Raw genomic sequence first — 17,291 nt, 5'->3', positions numbered from 1 at the left:
CGCTTCCCGCAGAGGAGAGGACCATGCCCGCCGAGACCCCGCACATCGTGAGCGATGTGATGACACAGACGGTCGTCGCCATCGGCCGCGGCGCCTCCTTCAAGGAGATCGTCCGGATGCTGACGGAGTGGAAGGTCAGCGCCATGCCGGTGCTCGCGGGCGAGTCGCGGGTCGTCGGGGTGGTCTCGGAGGCGGACCTGCTGCCCAAGGAGGAGTTCCGGGACAGCGACCCCAGCCGCCGGGAGCAGATGCTGCGCCTGCCCGACCTCGCCAAGGCCGGCGCGACCACGGCCGAGGAGCTGATGAGCGCGCCGCCGGTCACCGTACGGGCCGACGCGACGCTCTCCGAGGCCGCGCGCCTCATGGCCGTCGAGCACGTCAAGCGGCTGCCCGTGGTGGACGCCGACGGGCGGCTGCAGGGCCTGGTGAGCCGGGCCGACCTGCTGAAGGTCTTCCTGCGGAAGGACGAGGAGATCGCCGAGGAGGTGCGGCGCACCGTCACCTCCTACCTCTTCCCGGACCCCGCCGCCCCGGTGCGGGTCTTGGTGAAGGACGGCGTGGTCACCCTCAGCGGGAGGATCCGGGACACCTCGCTGGTGCCGGTGGCCGCGCGGCTCGCCCGCGCGGTGGAGGGCGTCGTCGGGGTCGAGTGCGAGCTCAACCGGACGGTCACCGGTCCGGAGGGCTGAACCTCCGCGGCGCGACGGGGCCGGGCGGGGAGCGGGACGCGAGGACGGGGCGGGACGGCCGGGGCGCCGCACGGCGCCCCGGCCGCGTCGCACCCGGCGACCCCGTTCGGCCCCGGCCCGCCGCGCCGTTCCCGTGGCCGGAATGCCGCCGGCCGCGCCGCGGCCCCCTGGGGCGGCCGGGGCGGGGGTGGCAGGGTTGCCGGAAGGGACAGACGCGCGCGAGGGAGGGGCAGGACATGATGGACCGTCATGTGGTGGCCGGAATCGACGGTTCCCGGCCGGGCCTGGCGGCGGCCGAGTGGGCCGCGGCGGAGGCGGAGGCGCGGGGGACCGCGCTCCGCCTCGTCCATGTGGCGCCCCCGGAACCGGCGGAACGGCCGGCGCGGGGGGCCGAGACCTGGCGGCTGGGCGCGGAACGCATGGTGCGGGGAGCGGTCACGGAGATCACCCGGCGCCGCCCGGACCTGGACGTCGTGGGCGAGCAGGCCACCGGCGTCCCCGCCGCCGCGCTGGCCGCCGCCTGCGGTTCCGCCGGGCTGCTGGTGCTGGGGACCCGCGGACTGGGCGGCTTCGAGGGGCTGGCCCTCGGATCGGTGGCCCTGGAGCTGGCCGGCCGGGCACCCTGCCCGGTGGTGCTCGTCCCCGCGGCCCGGACCGGGGAGGAGAAGGAGCCCGAGGTCGTCCTCGGTATCGACGCCCGCCGCCCCGCCCGCGCCGCCCTGCGCTTCGCCTTCGAGACGGCACGCCGGCGCGGCGCCCGGCTGCGCGCCGTGCACGCCTGGAGCCTGCCCGCGCCGTACGCGGCGCCGTGGGCCCCGTACGAGGTGCTGGAGGAGGAACGCGGCGCCTGGGAGGACCAGGAGGTGCAGCTGCTCGACGACGCGCTGCACGGCTGGCGGGAGGAGTACCCCACGGTGGCGGTCCTCCCGGACGTACGGCTGTTCTCCCCGGCCGAGGCCCTGGTGAAGACCTCGGCGGGGGCCGGGCTGGTGGTCGCCGGACGCGGCGGCGGGCCGGGGACGGCCCTGGGCGGTGTCCCGCACGCGGTGGCCCACCACGCACGCTGCCCGGTCGCCCTGGTGCCGGAGGCCTGACACCGGCGGCCGCCGGCCCGTTCGCCCGACCGGTCCGGTTCGCGGCAGGCCCATGGGAGTCCAGCGCCTGTAAGTCGTCGTCGGACAGGGGCTGGGGAGCGGTGTCGCGCATGGCGTCCTCCGGAACGTCGGCGGTCGGCGGCGTTTCTCCAGCCTCGGTGCGGCGGGTCCGGCCGGGTAGGGCCGCCCGGGGTCCTCCGCCGGGCCCGGGGTCCCGCGGCTCCGCGCGGGCGACGGGACGGCGCCTGTGACGGACGGCGCCCGGGTGGACGAAGGGGCGGGGCGGGCCCGTCCGGCCCGCCCCGCCCCCGGTGTCCCGCGTTCCCGGGTCAGCCGTGGGTGCGGCCGCGCACCGGCGGGTGCGGCTCCCGGGCCTCCGCCTGGGTGGCGATGATCGCGGCCTGCACGCGCCGCTCCACGCCCAGCTTGGCCAGCAGCCGCGAGATGTGGTTCTTCACCGTCTTCTCCGCCAGGTAGAGCCGCTGGCCGATCTGGCGGTTGGTGAGGCCCTCACCGATCAAGGTCAGGATCTCCCGCTCGCGGGCGGTCAGCCCCGGCAGGGCGTCCGGCTCCGGCTCCTTCTCCTCGTCGGAGCGGAGGCGGGCCATCAGCCGCGTGGTGGCGCTGGCGTCCAGCATGGACTGGCCGGAGGCGACCGTGCGCACGGCCGCGACCAGGTCCGTTCCCGAGATCTGCTTGAGCACGTAGCCGGCGGCCCCGGCCATGATCGCGTCGAGCAGCGCCTCCTCGTCGTCGAAGGAGGTGAGCATCAGGCAGGCCAGATCGGGCATCCGCGAACGCAGCTCCCGGCACAGGCTGACGCCGTTGCCGTCGGGCAGCCGGACGTCCAGCACCGCCACATCGGGGCGCAGCGCGGGGACCCGGACGAGTGCCTGCTCGACGGTGCCCGCCTCACCGATCACCGTGAGGTCCGGCTCGGCGTCCAGCAGGTCGTGCACCCCCCGCCGGACGACCTCGTGGTCGTCGAGCAGGAAGACCTTGACCGGACTGTCTCCGGTGGCCAGGTCGTTTTCCGCCATCCATCGCTCCTCTGTCCGCGCCGCCCGCTGGGTTGGGTGGCGCCTTGCGTACCTGCGGCGGCGTGCGGCCCGCCCGGATACGCGGGGCCGGGCCCGGTCACGGGCCCGCGCCGCGCACCCCCCACCGTATCCGGTGCGAGGGGATCGCCGTATCCGGTGTGTGGCGCCCTCTTCCGGCGGATACCCGGTGGAGGACGGAGGGAAGGGTGCGGAGGCCGGTCCGATCCATCCCTTCCGCCGGAAAGGCCGGGACCAGCCGGCGGGGGATCGGGACCTGTGGCCCCTGCCGTCCGCCGCCCGGCCGGTGGATCCTGGGCCGCTGGGGCGGGCATCGTCCCCGGCCGGGCGGCCGGGGCCCGGCGCCCGCCCCGGAACCACGCCCCGCCGGCACCCGTGGGGCACAGCTGCCCCGGCGCGGACCGCTGCGCCGTACCAAGGATGGACAGATGCACCCAGACAACGGCTTTCACCAACTCGACCGGCAGGAGTGTCTGCGGCGGCTGGCCACCGTCCCGATCGGACGGATCGTCTACACCAGCGAGGCGCTGCCCGCCGTGCTGCCGGTCAACTTCTCCCTCGACAGCGACTACTCGGTGATCATCCGCACCTCGACCGGCTCCCGGCTGGCGGGATCGGTGAACGGCGCCGTGGTCGCGTTCGAGGCCGACCAGATCGACGCGGCCACGTCGAGCGGCTGGAGCGTGATCGTCACCGGGATCGCCCATGTCGTGACGGATCCCGCGGAGCACCGGAGGCTGGAGGTGGTTGGCCCCGACTCCTGGGGACCGGTCGCGGACGGCGTCTACATCCTCATCGAACCCGAACTGGTCACCGGGCGCGCTCTCGGCAGCCACGCCGACCTGATCGCCCCGCCCGAGCCCCGCGACGCGACGTCCGCGGCCGGGCTCTGGACCATCCCGTAACCGGTGTGCGAGGGCCGGACGGCGACCCCCCGGGGTGCCGTCCGGCCCTGGTGTGCCCGGGGGCGCCCGGGACCTTGGGCCCGGGTGTGCGGGCCCTCCGTCCCGAGATGCCCCGCAGAGGTCCCATCACCCCTCTGACCTCGTATTTCGGCTGCTATACACGGATGAGCCACCCGAACGGGAGGCCGGAAATCCCTTCCCCTCACCCCCTGGGAGCCGCCGTGCTGTCCGCCGAGTCCGCCGAGCTCGTCCGCGCCACCCTGCCCGCCGTCGGCGGGGCGCTGGAACAGATCACCACCCGCTTCTACGGCACGATGTTCTCCGAGCGCCCCGACCTCCTCGACGGGCTGTTCAACCGGGGCAACCAGGCCAGTGGTGCCCAGCGGCAGGCGCTGGCCGGTTCCATCGCGTCCTTCGCGACCTGGCTCCTGGAGAACCCGGACAGCCGGCCGGACGCCCTGCTGGACCGGATCGCCCACAAGCACGTCTCCGTCGGCATCACCGACGACCAGTACGTGATCGTCCACAAGTACCTCTTCGGCGCGATCGCCCACGTCCTCGGGGACGCCGTGACGCCCGAGGTGGCCGCCGCCTGGGACGAGGTCTACTGGCTGATGGCCGGCGCCCTCATCGCCCAGGAGGCGCGGCTCTACCAGGCCGCGGGCGTCCGGCCCGGGCAGAACTGGCGGGCGTGGCGGGTCACCGACCGCCGCGAGGAGACCGCCGACACGGTGTCCTTCGTGCTCCGCCCGGCCGACGGGGGCCCCGCTCCCGAGGCGCGCGCCGGGCAGTACGTGAGCGTCAGCAAGGTCATGCCCGACGGGGTGCGGCAGCTCCGGCAGTACACCCTCTCCTCCGCCCCCGGCGAGGACGAGCGGCGCATCACCGTGAAGCGGGTCGACGGCGAGGGCGCCCCCGACGGCGAGATGTCGAACCTGCTCCATGCCACCGTCCGCGTCGGCGACGAGCTGGAGCTCTCCCCGCCGTTCGGCGACATCGTCCTGGAGGACTCCGGCCGGCCGCTGGTCCTGGCCTCCGCGGGCGTCGGCGTGACCCCCATGGCGGCCATGCTGGCGCACGTCGCCTCCACGACGCCCGAGCGGGAGGTGCTCGTCCTGCACGCCGACCGCTCGCCCGCCGACCACGCCCTGCGCGGCGAGACCCTGGAGCTTGCCGCGAAGCTGCCCGCGACCCGCGCCCTCTTCTGGTACGAGAACGGCGCCGAGGAGTCCGGTGACCGCACCGGCCTGATGGACCTCTCCGGGGTGGAGATCCCGGCCGGCGCCCAGGCGTACCTGTGCGGCCCGCTGGAGTTCATGCGCGGCGCCCGGACGGACCTCCTGCGGGCGGGCGTCCCCGCCCGTGACGTCAAGTACGAGGTCTTCGGCCCGGACCTGTGGCTGGCGGACGCCACCGCCTGACCGGCTCCGCCGGGAGGCGTTCCCCTCCCCGGACGCGCACCGGCGAACACCGGCGCCCCGTCCCCCGCGATCACGCGATCAGCGGGGGGCGGGGCGCGGCCGTGTGCGCCGCCGGTCCCGGGCACGCGGGTGCCGGCCGTCCACGGGAAGCGCCCGTGGACGGCCGCCGACGCGGCTCAGACGAGGCTCGTCCAGTACGACCAGAAGCGGGTCAGGATGAACACGGCGATCACCGCGTACCAGCCGAAGAGCAGCAGCCAGCGCACGTCCAGCACCGCCTCGGCCGCCTTCCGGCGGTGCTCCGGCACCGGCAGCACCCCGTTGCGCAGGCCGTCCGTCAGCAGTGTCCAGAAGAGGGCGATGGTGACCACCCAGATCAGCATGCAGTACGGGCACAGCTCACCGAGGACGTACAGCGACTGGTAGATCAGCCAGTGCGCGAAGACCACCCCGAGCAGGGAGCCGCCGAGGAGGAGCAGCCACAGCCACCGGCGGAACCGCGCCCCGGCCAGCAGGGCCAGGCCGAGCGCGCCCACGACGGCGAAGACGCCCAGGCCCCACAGCATGTTGGGGACGCCGCCGAAGGCCTCCGACTGCCAGGTCCGCGCGATGTCCCCGCAGCCGATGACAGGGCTGATGTCGCAGGCCGGCGCGTAGTCCGGGTCCTCCAGCAGCGCCCAGGAGTCTCGGGCCAGGCCGAACGAGGCGAGCCACCCGAGGAGGCCCGCCACGGTGATGACGACGGCCGTGAGACGGCCCGCGCCGATGCCGTCCCCCTCGGGGGCGGGCATCGGCGCGGGCCGGCCGGCGGCGGAGTCCGGGGCGGAGTCCGCGGTGGGGGAGGGCCGGGAGCTCATCGCCGGGCCCCCTGCCGCTCCCGGGAGTTCCCCGCCGGGGTCCCGCGCCGGCCGGCCGGCGCCACCGGGGCGCGGTGCCGGTACACCAGGTACGGCCGGGACAGGTACGCGACGGGCGCGCTCCACACGTGCACCAGCCGGGTGAACGGCCAGACGGCGAAGAGCAGCAGGGCCGACAGGGCGTGCAGCTGGAACAGCAGCGGCGCCCCGGTCATCGCCTCCGGCAGCGGCTGCAGGGTGAACAGCCCGCGGAACCAGGGCGAGATGGTGGTGCGGTAGTCGTAGCCGCCGCCGAAGACGTTGTGCGCGCCCGTCGCCGCGATGCCCAGCAGCACCGTCGCGGCGAGCACCGGGAAGAGCACCTTGTCGGACCGGTCGGTGGTGGTGCGGATCCGGTGGGACAGCAGCCGGCGGGCGCTGAGCATCCCCAGCCCGGCCACCATGGCGATCCCGGCGACCGTGCCCAGCCACACGGCCGTCACGTGGTACATGTGCTCGGTGATCCCGACCGCCTCGGTCCAGGAGGCCGGGATCAGCAGACCGACGGCATGGCCGCCGATCACGGCGAAGGCGCCCAGGTGGAACAGCGGGCCGCCCCAGCGCAGCCAGCGGTGCTCCAGCAGCTGCGTGGTGCGGCTGGTCCAGCCGAACTGGTCCCTGCGGTAGCGCCAGACGTGGCCCACCAGGCAGACGGCGAGCGCGGCGTAGGGGAGGGCCACCCAGAGCAGGAGGTCACCTGCCGTGGTGGCAGCGGCGAGTTGGCCGCCGGCAACGGTCATCGGAGGTTCTCCCTGGTGGTCGGGTCGGTGGTCGGGTCGGTGGAGGGAGCGGCGTCCGGGCCGGGAACGGGCACCCGGGTGGGCGGCTCCGGCGCCGGGGGCACGAAGGTGCCGGGCGGCGCGAACACGCCGCCGTCGAACGGGTCCATGCCCACGTCCTCCGCGGGCGGCCCGGCCGCGGCCAGTTCGGCCACGGCCCGCAGATCCGCGTCGGTCGCCGGCGGCAGCAGCGACAGCACCGCGGCCAGGACGTGCTCGTACGGGGAGTCCGCCGCGCCCAGGGAGCGGCGGATCAGCTCCAGGCCGCGCCGGTGCCGCCGCAGCGGCGCCTCACCGGCCGCCGTGCCGGTCAGGGCGGCGTACTCCAGGACCACCGGCAGGTGGTCGGGGAGTTCACCGCTGCCGCTCTCCCAGCCGGTGGCGCGGTAGCACTGGGCGAGCGTCAGCAGCGCCATGCCGCGCCGCCGGGTGTCGCCGTGCAGGTAGTAGGTGAGGTAGAGGCTGCTCTTGCGCCGCAGGTCGAACACCTCGACGTAGTGGCGCCGCAGATCGTCCGGGCCGGTGGCCGTGAACCAGCCGGCGAACTCCGCCAGCTCGGCGGCCGCCGGGGAGTCCGGCAGCGCCCGTACGGAGCTGTCGAGCACGGCCCGGGCGGCGGCCAGCTCGTCGTCCGGGTACTGCAGCAGGAGCGAGCAGAGGCGGAGCAGCAGACAGCGGGTCTCCCGCTCCTCCGGGGTGAGGTCCGCGGGCCGCCGGGCGGCGGGGCGGATCCGGGTGCGGACCGCCTGCAGCGGGTTCAGGGGGCTCACGACACTCCTCCCGCCAGTCCGCCGGTCTCCGGGGCGGCGTCCCGGCGCCGGATCCTGGGCAGGCCCAGCATCACCTTGCCGCTCGCGGCCGGCTCGTCGCCGGAGCTCTCCACCGGGCAGCGGTTCTCCATCGCGCTGAGCGCGGCGGCGTCCTCCTTGTGCGCGGCGGGGATGACGTAGCGGTCCTCGTACTTGGCGATCGCCAGCAGCCGGTGCAGGTCCTCCGCCTCGACGGAGTCGAGCCCCACCGCCGCCAGGGCGGCCTCCTCGCCGGTCTCGCCGAGGTTGACGGCGCGCATGTGGCTGCGGAGCGCGGTCAGCTTCATCAGCACCCCGGCGACCACGTCGGTGTCACCCGCGCTGAACAGGTTCGCCAGGTACTCCAGCGGGATCCGCAGCCGGGTCACGGCGGCGAACACGTGGTCGGGGTCGTCGGCGTTGCCGCCCGCCTCGCCCACCGCGTCGAGCACGGGGGAGAGCGGCGGCACGTACCAGACCATCGGCAGCGTGCGGTACTCCGGGTGGAGCGGCAGCGCCACCTTGAACCGGGAGATCAGCGCGTACACGGGGGAGCGGCGGGCCGCCTCCAGCCAGTCCTCGGCGATGCCGTCGCGGCGGGCCGCCGCGATCACCTCCGGGTCGGACGGGTCGAGGAAGACGTTGCGCTGCGCGTCCAGCAGGTCGTGCTCGTCCTGGACGGCCGCGGCCTCGCCGACCCGGTCGGCGTCGTACAGCACCAGGCCGAGGTAGCGCAGCCGGCCCACGCAGGTCTCGGAGCACACGGTCGGCTGGCCCGCCTCGATGCGCGGGAAGCAGAAGGTGCACTTCTCCGCCTTGCCGGTGGCGTGGTTGACGTAGACCTTCTTGTACGGGCAGGCCGTGACGCACATCCGCCAGCCGCGGCAGCGGTCCTGGTCCACCAGGACGATGCCGTCCTCCTCCCGCTTGTACATCGCGCCCGACGGGCAGGCGGAGACACAGGCCGGGTTGAGGCAGTGCTCGCACAGCCGGGGGAGGTGGAACATGAAGGTCTGCTCGAACTCGAACTTCACCTTCTCGGCGAGCGAGCCGCGGAGGTTCGGGTCGGCCCCGGCGGTCTCCTCGGCGCCGCCGAGCCCGTCCTCCCAGTTGGGGCCCCAGGTGATCGCGGTGGGCTCGCCGGTCAGCACGGAGCGCGGGCGGGCCACCGGCACATGAGTGCCCACGGGGGCGTCGACCAGGGTGTCGTACTCGTAGGTGACCGGCTCGTAGTAGTCGTCGATCGACGGCAGGTCGGGGTTGGAGAAGAGCGACAGCAGCCGCTTCACCCGGCCGCCGGACCGCAGCACCAGCCGGCCGCGGCGGTCCAGCATCCAGCCGCCCTTCCAGTGCTCCTGGTCCTCGTAGCCGCGCGGGTAGCCCACGCCGGGTTTCGTCTCGACGTTGTTGAACCAGGCGTACTCGACTCCGGGCCGGTTGGACCAGGTCTGCTTGCAGGTCACCGAACAGGTGTGGCAACCAATGCACTTGTCGAGGTTCATCACCATGGCGACCTGTGCCATGACTCTCATCGTGCTGCTCCGCTCTGGGCGCCGGGGGTCCGGGCGTCCGCGATCCGTGGGGCGGGGGTCCGTGCGCCGGCCATCAGTAGTCGACCTGCTGGGCACGGCGGCGGATCACGGTGACCTCGTCGCGCTGGTTGCCGGTCGGGCCGTAGTAGTTGAAGGCGTAGGTGAACTGGGCGTAGCCGCCGATCAGATGGGACGGCTTGAGCAGCAGCCGGGTCAGCGCGTTGTGGGTGCCGCCGCGCTTGCCGCTGACCTCGGTCCTCGGCACGTTCACCGTGCGGTCCTGGGCGTGGTACATGTACACCGTTCCCTCGGGCATCCGGTGGCTGACCACGGCCCGGGCGGCGACGACGCCGTTGCGGTTGTACGCCTCCACCCACTCGTTGTCCCGGACGCCTATGCGCTCGGCGTCGGCGGAGCTCATCCAGATCACCGGGCCGCCGCGGGAGAGCGCCAGCATGTACGCGTTGTCCTGGTACTCCGAGTGGATCGACCACTTCGAGTGCGGGGTCAGATAGCGGACCGTGACCTCCGCCCGGCCGTCCTCGCCCAGGTGCTCGTCGCCGTAGTGGCGGCGGGCGTCCAGCGGCGGGCGGAACACCGGGAGCTGCTCGCCCAGTTCGGCCATCCAGTCGTGGTCGACGAAGAAGTGCTGCCGGCCGGTGAGGGTGTGCCAGGGCTTGCGCTGCTCGACGTTGATGGTGAACGGCGAGTAGCGCCGCCCGTCCGTCTCGCTGCCCGACCACTCGTACGAGGTCATCACCGCGCGCGGCTGGGTGCGGGTGTCGGCGAAGGTGATCCGCTCGCCCTCCCGCTCCGCCGAGAGATGCGCCAGCTCCGTCCCCGTCCGCTCCTCCAGGGCCCGGAAGCCCTCGGTGGCCAGGCGGCCGTTGGTGGTGCCGGAGAGGGCGAGGATCGCCTCGCACATGTCGGAGGCCGTGGCCAGCGACGGCCGGCCGTCGGCCGCGCCGCCGCGCACCGCGCCGTTGCGCCGCCGCAACTCGTCGATCTCGCGGTTGGGATGGACGGTGACGCCCTTGGTGGTCGTGCCCAGGGTGTCCAGCAGCGGGCCGACCGCGCGCATCTTGTCGGCCACCGCCCCGTAGTCCCGTTCGACCGTCACCAGCTTGGGCATGGTGCGCCCCGGCACCGGCTCGCAGGCACCGGTCTTCCAGTCGCGCACGATGCCGCCGGGCTGTGCCAGCTCGTCCGGGGTGTCGTGGGTGAGCGGCACCGCCAGGACGTCGGTGCGGGTCCCCAGGTGGTCCTTCGCCAGTTCGCTGAACCGGTCGGCGATGGCCAGGAACGTGTCGTAGTCGGTCTTGGCCTGCCAGGGCGGGGAGATGGCCGGGGTGAAGGCGTGGACGAAGGGGTGCATGTCCGTGCTGGACAGGTCGTCCTTCTCGTACCAGGTCGCCGCCGGCAGCACGACGTCCGAGAACAGGCCGGTGGAGGTCAGCCGGAAGTCCACCGAGACCATCAGGTCGAGCTTGCCCTCCGGGGCCTCCTCGTGCCACGTCACCTCCTTCGGGCGGCCCTCGGGCGGGGTCTCCGCGGAGCGCACCGCGGAGTCCGCGCCCAGCAGATGGCGGAGGAAGTACTCGTTGCCCTTGCCGGAGGAGCCCAGCAGGTTGGCCCGCCAGACGGTCAGGACGCGCGGGAAGTTGGCCGGGTCGTCCGGGTCCTCCGCGGCGAACTTCAGCTCGCCGGACTTCAGCTGGTCCACCACGTGGGCGGGGACGTCGCGGCCGGCGGCCTTCGCCTCGTCGGCGAGGTCGAGCGGGTTGCGGTCGAACGCCGGGTGGCCCGGGGTCCAGCCCATCCGCACCGCCTGGGCGAGGCAGTCGGCGAACGCGCGGCCGGTGAAGCGGCCCTCACCGAGCGGCGAGGAGAGCTCCTCGGGGCCGAACGCCTCGTACCGCCACTGGTCGGTGTTCATGTACCAGTAGGAGGTGCCGGCCATGTGCCGGGTCGGCCGCTGCCAGTCGAAGGCGAACGCCAGGTGCTGCAGCCCGGTGACGGGGCGCACCTTCTCCTGGCCGACGTAGTGCGCCCAGCCGCCGCCGTTGACGCCCTGGCAGCCGGTCATCGTGGTGAGCGCCAGGAACGCCCGGTAGATGGTGTCGGAGTGGAACCAGTGGTTGGTCCCCGCGCCCATGGCGATCATCGAGCGGCCCTCGGTGCGCTCCGCGTTGCGGGCGAACTCCCGCGCGATGCGCGCGGCCTGCACGGCCGGCACCGAGGTGACCGTCTCCTGCCAGGCGGGGGTGTACGGCTCGGAGGCGTCCTCGTAGCCGGTCGGCCAGCGGCCGGGCAGGCCCTCGCGGTGCACGCCGTACTGGGCGAGCATCAGGTCGAAGACGGTCGTCACCAGCCGGCCGCCGACCCGGCGCACCGGGATCCCGCGGACCATCGAGGAGCCGCCCTCGGTCGCGCCCTCGTCGAAGCGGGGGAGGGTCACCTCCACCCGGTCCTCGGCGCGCTCCTGCAGCGTGAGCGCGGGCACCGTGTCGCCCAGCTCCAGGTTCCACTTGCCCTTGCCCTGCTCGCCCCAGCGGAAGCCGAGCGAGCCGCCGGGGACCACGGGCTCGCCGGTGGTCTCGTCCAGCAGCACGGTCTTGAACTCGGGGTGCTCCCCGCCCTCGCCCAGGTCGGCGGCGGTCAGGAAGCGGTCCGGCACCAGGGAGCCGCCGTGCTCGCGCAGGGTGATCAGGAACGGGGCGTCGGTGTAGCGGCGCAGATAGTCCCGGAAGTACGGCACCTCGCGGTCGACGAGGAACTCCTTGAGGACCACATGCCCCATCGCCATGGCCAGGGCGCCGTCGGTGCCCGGGTGCGGGGCGAGCCACTCGTCGGCGTGCTTGACGTTGTCGGCGTAGTCGGGTGCGACCGCCACCACCTTGGTGCCCCGGTAGCGGACCTCGGTGAGGAAGTGCGCGTCAGGCGTGCGGGTGACCGGGATGTTGGAGCCCCACATCACGAGATAGCCGGCGTTCCACCAGTCGGCCGCCTCCGGGACGTCCGTCTGGTCGCCGAAGGACTGCGGGGACGCGATCGGCAGGTCGGCGTACCAGTCGTAGAAGGAGAGCAGCGTGCCGCCGATCAGCGACAGGAAGCGGGTGCCCGCGGCGAAGGACGCCATGGACATCGCGGGGATCGGGGAGAAGCCGGCGGTGCGGTCCGGACCGTAGGTCTTGACGGTGTGCACATGGGCGGCGGCGATCAGCTCCGCCACCTCGTCCCAGTCGGCGCGGACGAGCCCGCCCTTGCCGCGCGCCCGCTTGTACGCCCGCGCCTTGGCCGGGTCCCCGGTGATCTCCGCCCAGGCGGCCACCGGGTCGCCCAGCCGCTTCCGGGCCTCCCGCCACATCGTCAGCAGCGTCCCGCGCACATACGGGTAGCGGACCCGGCTCGGGGAGTAGGTGTACCAGGAGAACGAGGCGCCGCGCGGGCAGCCCCGCGGCTCGTACTCGGGGCAGTCGGCACCGATCGACGGGTAGTCGGTGGCCTGGTGCTCCCAGGTGATCAGCCCCTCCTTGACATAGACCATCCAGGAGCAGGAGCCGGTGCAGTTGACCCCGTGGGTGGAGCGGACCACCTTGTCGTGCGCCCAGCGGCCCCGGTAGAAGTCCTCCCACCGGGGGTCGTTCTCGCCGTACACCGCCCGCCCGTCCGCGGACACCTCACCGCGCGTCAGCAGTCGCCGTGCGGACAGGGGCCAGTTGCGGCCGGGGGCATCTCCGCCGGGATCTGCGGTTCTCTCGTTCGCCATGCGCCAGAAACTAGATCGCGGACGAGTGCCCCCAGCAGGGCCCGATGGTCCCCCCGGAACGTCCGGTAGGTCCTCCGGCACGGGCCCGGCCGGGCCTGATGGGACCGCGCGGAGAGGACCAAGGTCCCGGCCGGCGGCCCCCGGACGGCCGCTGCCGCGCGAGGCGGGCGGTGAGCATGCTGGGCCGGATGCCTTCCAGGAGGGACGAACCATGACCGATCACGGACCGGCCGGCGGCAGCGTGCCCGGCGCCGCACCGGCCGGCGGGCCGGGTGCCGCCGTCGCGCCCGCACCCGGCCGCGCCCCGTCGCACGGCCCCCGCGCGCTCCGCAGACAGCACCAGAACGTCGCCGAGCGGCCGTTCATCGTGATCTGGGAATCCACCCGGGCCTGCCCGCTGGCCTGCCTGCACTGCCGGGCCGAGGCCGTCACCCGGCGCAACCCCGGCGAGCTGGACACCGAGGCCGCCGAGGGGCTGCTGCGCCAGGTGGCCGCGTTCGGCCGCCCGGCGCCGCTCTTCGTCATCACCGGCGGCGATCCCTTCCAGCGGCCCGACCTGCGGCACCTCGTCGCGTACGGCACCTCGCTCGGCGTGCCGATGGCCGTCTCGCCGTCCGGCACCCCGACCCTGACGCCGGAGAACCTGACCGCCCTGCGCGAGGCGGGCTGCACCGGCCTCTCGCTCAGCCTGGACGGCTCCACCGCCGAACTGCACGACGGCTTCCGCGGCGTGCCCGGCGTCTTCCGCTGGACCCTGGACGCCTGGGACACCGCCCGGAGCCTCGGGATGAAGGTCCAGGTCAACACCACCGTCAACCGCGGGAATCTGCTCGACCTCCCCGACGTCGTGGCCCTCGTGCGGGAGCACGGCGCGATGCTGTGGAGCGCCTTCTTCCTGGTGCCCACCGGGCGCGGCCGGCTGCTGGAGGCCCTGACCCCGGAGGAGGCCGAGGACGTCCTCAACTTCGTGTACGACGTGGGACTGACCGTGCCCGCCAAGACCACGGAGGCGCACCACTTCCGGCGGGTGGTGCTCCAGCGCCGGGTCCTGGAGCGCCGGGAGGCCGACCACGTGGCCGTGCTCGGACTCGGCCCGCTGTACGAGAAGCTGCGGGACCGCTCCCGGGAACTGGGGCTGCACACCGCCGTCCGCAACGCCCGCCGCCCGCCGCTGGACGTCAACGCCGGGCGCGGCTTCGTCTTCGTCTCGCACCTGGGGACCGTGCACCCCAGCGGCTTCCTCCCGCTGGGCGCGGGCAGCGTGCGGGAGCGCGATCTGGCCACGATCTACCGGGAGTCCGATCTCTTCACCGGCCTGCGCGACCCGGACCGGCTGGGCGGCCGCTGCGGCGCCTGCGAGTTCCGCCGGGTCTGCGGCGGCTCGCGCTCGCGCGCCTACGGGGTCACCGGCGACCCGTACGCGGAGGAGCCGTGGTGCGGCTACCGGCCGGGCTCCTTCCCGTACCAGGAGGACTTGGCGGAGTTCCTGCCCCCGGCCGGCTGAGACGGAACGGCCCGCGGGACGGGACGGGGGCGGCGGGGCGGTGCGCGCGGAGACGGCGCGTACCGCCCCGCCGGCATGACGCGGCACGCACGGCGCACCACGCGCGAGGCGGCGGGCCGGGGTGGTACGGAGCTCCGCGTGTCCGCACCGCCCCGGCCCGCGTTCCGGCCCGTGCCCGGGCCCTCCGGTCAGCGCCGGATCTCGAACACCCCCTTCGCGCCCCGCTCGGCGTCGGTCATCCGGTGCGAGACGAACGGATAGGTGCCGGCCTCGGGGAAGGCCAGTTCGACGAAGCCGCCCGAGGCAGGGGCGAGGCCGAGGACCTGGGCGCCGCCCTTCCCCGGGTCGTCCGGCCGCAGGCGGTAACTTCCCTCCTCGTACAGGGTGTCGAACTGGCCGCCGACGACGTGGAAGGCGGTGTCCCGGTTCGGCCCGGCCGCCAGCACCCAGACCCGCACCCGCTCGCCGACGCGCGCGGTCAGCGGGTCGTGCGCGTACTGGTTGGCGTAGCCGTTGAAGACGACCGCGTCCGGCTTCTCCGCCTCGATCTTGCCCATGTCGGCGGTCCCGCCCTGCGCCCCGAAGTAGGACTCGGACTGCACGAGCAGGTATTCGCGGTCGACCTCGGGCAGATCCGGCGGATCGACGACCACCGCGCCGAACATGCCGTTGGCGATGTGCGCGGACATCGGCATCGTCGAGCAGTGGTACATCCACACCCCGCTGCGCTCGGCGGTGAACCGGTAGGTCAGCGACTCGCCCGGCTGGATGGTGCGCATCGGCCGGTCCGGGGCCAGCGCCCCGGCGTGGAAGTCGATCGAGTGCCCGATCGAACCGTCGTTGACGAGTGTGATCTCGAAGGTGTCCCCGACCCGTCCGCGCAGCACGGGGCCGGGCGCGGTGCCCCCGAATGTCCACAGCGTCTGCCGGACCCCCGGGGCCACCTCGCGCTCCGTCTCCTGCACGGTGAGGGTGCGCCGGTGGGTGCGGGGTTCCGTTCCGCCGGCGGCGGGCGGGAGCACGGCGTCGCGGGCCTCGAACCCCTCGGCGGGCTCCGCCATCGGGTCGAAGTCCTCCGCCGCACCGCTCGCCGGCGTGTCCTCGCCGTCCCCGGTGTGCCCGGTGTGGCCGGAGTCCGCCGGTTCCCCGGAGTCCTTCCCGCCGGCGGCGGTGCCGTCGCCGTCCGTGCCGCCGCCCGTGACGTTCACGGCGAAGACCATGCCCATCTGCCGGTGCCCCACCACCGAGCACCAGCCCTCCAGATCACGGCCGATGACGCCCGCGTCGAGCGTCTCCCGGTCACCGGGCGCCAGCCGCCCGGTGCGCTTGCCGGACTCCAGCACCAGGTCGTGCTGGTCGGTGCCGGTGTTGCGGAACTCCACCACCAGCCGGTCCCCGGCGGGGACGTCCACGGCCGCGGGGGTGAACCGCATGTTCTTCACCGTCACCTCGACGGTGGTGGTCTCACCCGTCGGCGTGACCTCGCCGCCGTCCCCGGTCGCCGCCGCGGAGGTGGCGAGGACCGGCAGCGAACGGGTGTCCAGGGCCGCGCCGCCCGCCACGGCCAGCACCACGACGGCCAGCCCGGCCGCCACCCCGCCGAGCAGCCGGTGCCGGTCCGGACCGGCGGGGGGTCCGGGGAGCGGCGCGGGAACGGGCGCGGGCGCGTCGGAAGCGGGGGAGCGGCGGGCCGTCCGGCTCCGCAGCACCGTGCGGACGAGCAGCACGAGGAAGTGCACCAGCACCCACAGCAGCACCATCGAACAGACGACCCGGACGGTCGAGGGCACCGGCAGCACGCACAGCAGCAGCGACACATTGCCCGCGGTCAGCCGCGCCGCCCAGGCGCCCTCCAGACCGGCGGTGGCCGCGCGTACGGCGGCGGGCCCGCCGCCGAGGACCACCGGCACGAGGAAGCTGAGCGCGCCCAGCAGCACCTGCGCGATCCACCCGGCGGCGAGCGGGGCGGTCAGCGCGGGGGTGCGCTCCGCGACGGCGGCCCACGACGGAGCGGTGACCAGGACGGCCGCCAGGGCGACCAGCGACCCGGCCAGCCAGACGCACCCGAGCGCCACCGACCAGGGGGCGAAGGCACGCGGCGGCTTCCCCCGGGCCTCGCGCACCCAGGGCGCGCCCGCGAATGCCAGCCCGGCCGCGTACAGCAGCACCCCGGCCGCGGCGGCCGGCGGCGGTCCGGCCAGCGCCGCGGCCGCCGCCAGGGCCAGTCCGGCGACCAGCAGGGGCAGGGCGCGCCGCGCGGCCCGCTCGGCCCCGTCGGCCACCCGGGTGCGCAGCATGGTCGGCCAGAGGGTGATCAGCGTTCCGGCGATGGTCAGGCCGACCCAGCCGAGCAGATTGACGAACTCGTGGGCCACCAGCATCCGTGCCGCGATCTCGTCCGGGTGGCCGCCGCGCGCCATGAGAACGCCCAGGACGGCACCCGCGGGCAGCATCGACGAGGCGGCGACGTAGTAGCGCACCGTCATGGAGAACCGCGCGGGCAGCGCCCGCTTGAGCAGCCGCACCAGCCACACCGCGTGCGCCAGCACGGCGCCCCCGACCGCGCCGCCGCCCGCCAGGACCACCGGCCACATCCCGGCCACCATGCCGGCGACCACGGCGGCCGCTCCCGCGTTGAGGACCCCGAGCCGCCACGCCGCCGGGGCGCCCCGGTCGGCCTCGGGCAGCCGCAGCACCGACGCCGCGAAGTGGCCGGACCAGATGACGATCGCGTTGCTGACCGCGCCGAGCAGCAGCAGATGCACCAGCAGCCAGCGGGCCACCGGCACGAACGGGTGCACGAACACCCCGACGACGAACAGGCCGAGCCAGCCCGCCACGAGGGCGTTCACGCCC

Annotated in this window: 12 protein-coding genes; 5 read left to right on the top strand and 7 right to left on the bottom strand. The window is 74.4% G+C overall.

Going from position 1 to position 17,291, the window contains the following annotated elements; all coding sequences use genetic code 11:
* The first annotated feature begins 23 nt into the window (after positions 1–23).
* The gene (locus SXIN_RS01490; RefSeq protein WP_019708231.1) at positions 24–689 is read left to right on the top strand and encodes a CBS domain-containing protein; all 666 of its coding nucleotides are present in this window, start codon (positions 24–26) and stop codon (positions 687–689) included.
* 236 nt (positions 690–925) lie between these two features.
* Positions 926–1,783: a universal stress protein gene (locus tag SXIN_RS01485; protein WP_238153635.1), complete on the top strand. Its 858-nt coding sequence runs from the start codon at positions 926–928 to the stop codon at positions 1,781–1,783.
* Positions 1,784–2,112: 329 nt separating this feature from the next.
* Here SXIN_RS01485 and SXIN_RS01480 read toward each other — a convergent pair whose 3' ends face one another.
* Entirely contained in the window at positions 2,113–2,823 is a 711-nt protein-coding gene (locus SXIN_RS01480) for a response regulator (RefSeq protein ID WP_019706264.1), read from the bottom strand.
* A gap of 446 nt (positions 2,824–3,269) precedes the next feature.
* Between SXIN_RS01480 and SXIN_RS01475 the strand changes: the two genes are divergently transcribed.
* Together SXIN_RS01475 and SXIN_RS01470 are read left to right on the top strand one after the other, a co-directional pair.
* Positions 3,270–3,746: a pyridoxamine 5'-phosphate oxidase family protein gene (locus tag SXIN_RS01475; RefSeq protein ID WP_019708232.1), complete on the top strand. Its 477-nt coding sequence runs from the start codon at positions 3,270–3,272 to the stop codon at positions 3,744–3,746.
* A gap of 221 nt (positions 3,747–3,967) precedes the next feature.
* Positions 3,968–5,167: a globin domain-containing protein gene (locus tag SXIN_RS01470; protein ID WP_019708233.1), complete on the top strand. Its 1,200-nt coding sequence runs from the start codon at positions 3,968–3,970 to the stop codon at positions 5,165–5,167.
* Between the two features lie 176 nt (positions 5,168–5,343).
* Here SXIN_RS01470 and SXIN_RS01465 read toward each other — a convergent pair whose 3' ends face one another.
* The 5 genes from SXIN_RS01465 to SXIN_RS01445 all read right to left on the bottom strand — a co-directional run bounded on the left by SXIN_RS01465 (position 5,344) and on the right by SXIN_RS01445 (position 12,931).
* Entirely contained in the window at positions 5,344–6,024 is a 681-nt protein-coding gene (locus tag SXIN_RS01465; protein ID WP_238153634.1) for a vitamin K epoxide reductase family protein, read from the bottom strand.
* Positions 6,021–6,803, bottom strand: a complete 783-nt coding sequence (gene narI / locus SXIN_RS01460; RefSeq protein WP_019706506.1) for a respiratory nitrate reductase subunit gamma — start codon at positions 6,801–6,803, stop codon at positions 6,021–6,023. Before narI ends, SXIN_RS01465 begins: the two co-directional genes overlap by 4 nt.
* On the bottom strand, positions 6,800–7,612 hold the full coding sequence (gene narJ, locus SXIN_RS01455) for a nitrate reductase molybdenum cofactor assembly chaperone (protein WP_420341032.1): 813 nt from the start codon (positions 7,610–7,612) through the stop codon (positions 6,800–6,802). The genes narI and narJ overlap by 4 nt, the downstream gene beginning before the upstream one ends.
* Entirely contained in the window at positions 7,609–9,162 is a 1,554-nt protein-coding gene (gene narH, locus SXIN_RS01450) for a nitrate reductase subunit beta (RefSeq protein ID WP_039820889.1), read from the bottom strand. Before narH ends, narJ begins: the two co-directional genes overlap by 4 nt.
* A gap of 73 nt (positions 9,163–9,235) precedes the next feature.
* A complete protein-coding gene (locus tag SXIN_RS01445) occupies positions 9,236–12,931 on the bottom strand; it encodes a nitrate reductase subunit alpha (RefSeq protein WP_039820890.1) in 3,696 nt (1,231 codons plus the stop codon).
* A 211-nt stretch (positions 12,932–13,142) separates the two neighbouring features.
* On the opposite strand from SXIN_RS01445, the gene SXIN_RS01440 reads away from it, so the two are divergent.
* Entirely contained in the window at positions 13,143–14,435 is a 1,293-nt protein-coding gene (locus SXIN_RS01440; protein ID WP_095756450.1) for a TIGR04053 family radical SAM/SPASM domain-containing protein, read from the top strand.
* A gap of 188 nt (positions 14,436–14,623) precedes the next feature.
* Here SXIN_RS01440 and SXIN_RS01435 read toward each other — a convergent pair whose 3' ends face one another.
* Entirely contained in the window at positions 14,624–17,287 is a 2,664-nt protein-coding gene (locus SXIN_RS01435; RefSeq protein WP_202859779.1) for a multicopper oxidase domain-containing protein, read from the bottom strand.
* Positions 17,288–17,291: the final 4 nt, after the last annotated feature.

The organism is Streptomyces xinghaiensis S187 (assembly GCF_000220705.2).
Lineage (GTDB): Bacteria > Actinomycetota > Actinomycetes > Streptomycetales > Streptomycetaceae > Streptomyces > Streptomyces xinghaiensis.
The sequence above is the reverse complement of the archived record's forward strand: the minus strand, read 5'-3'. Positions and strand labels throughout refer to the sequence as shown.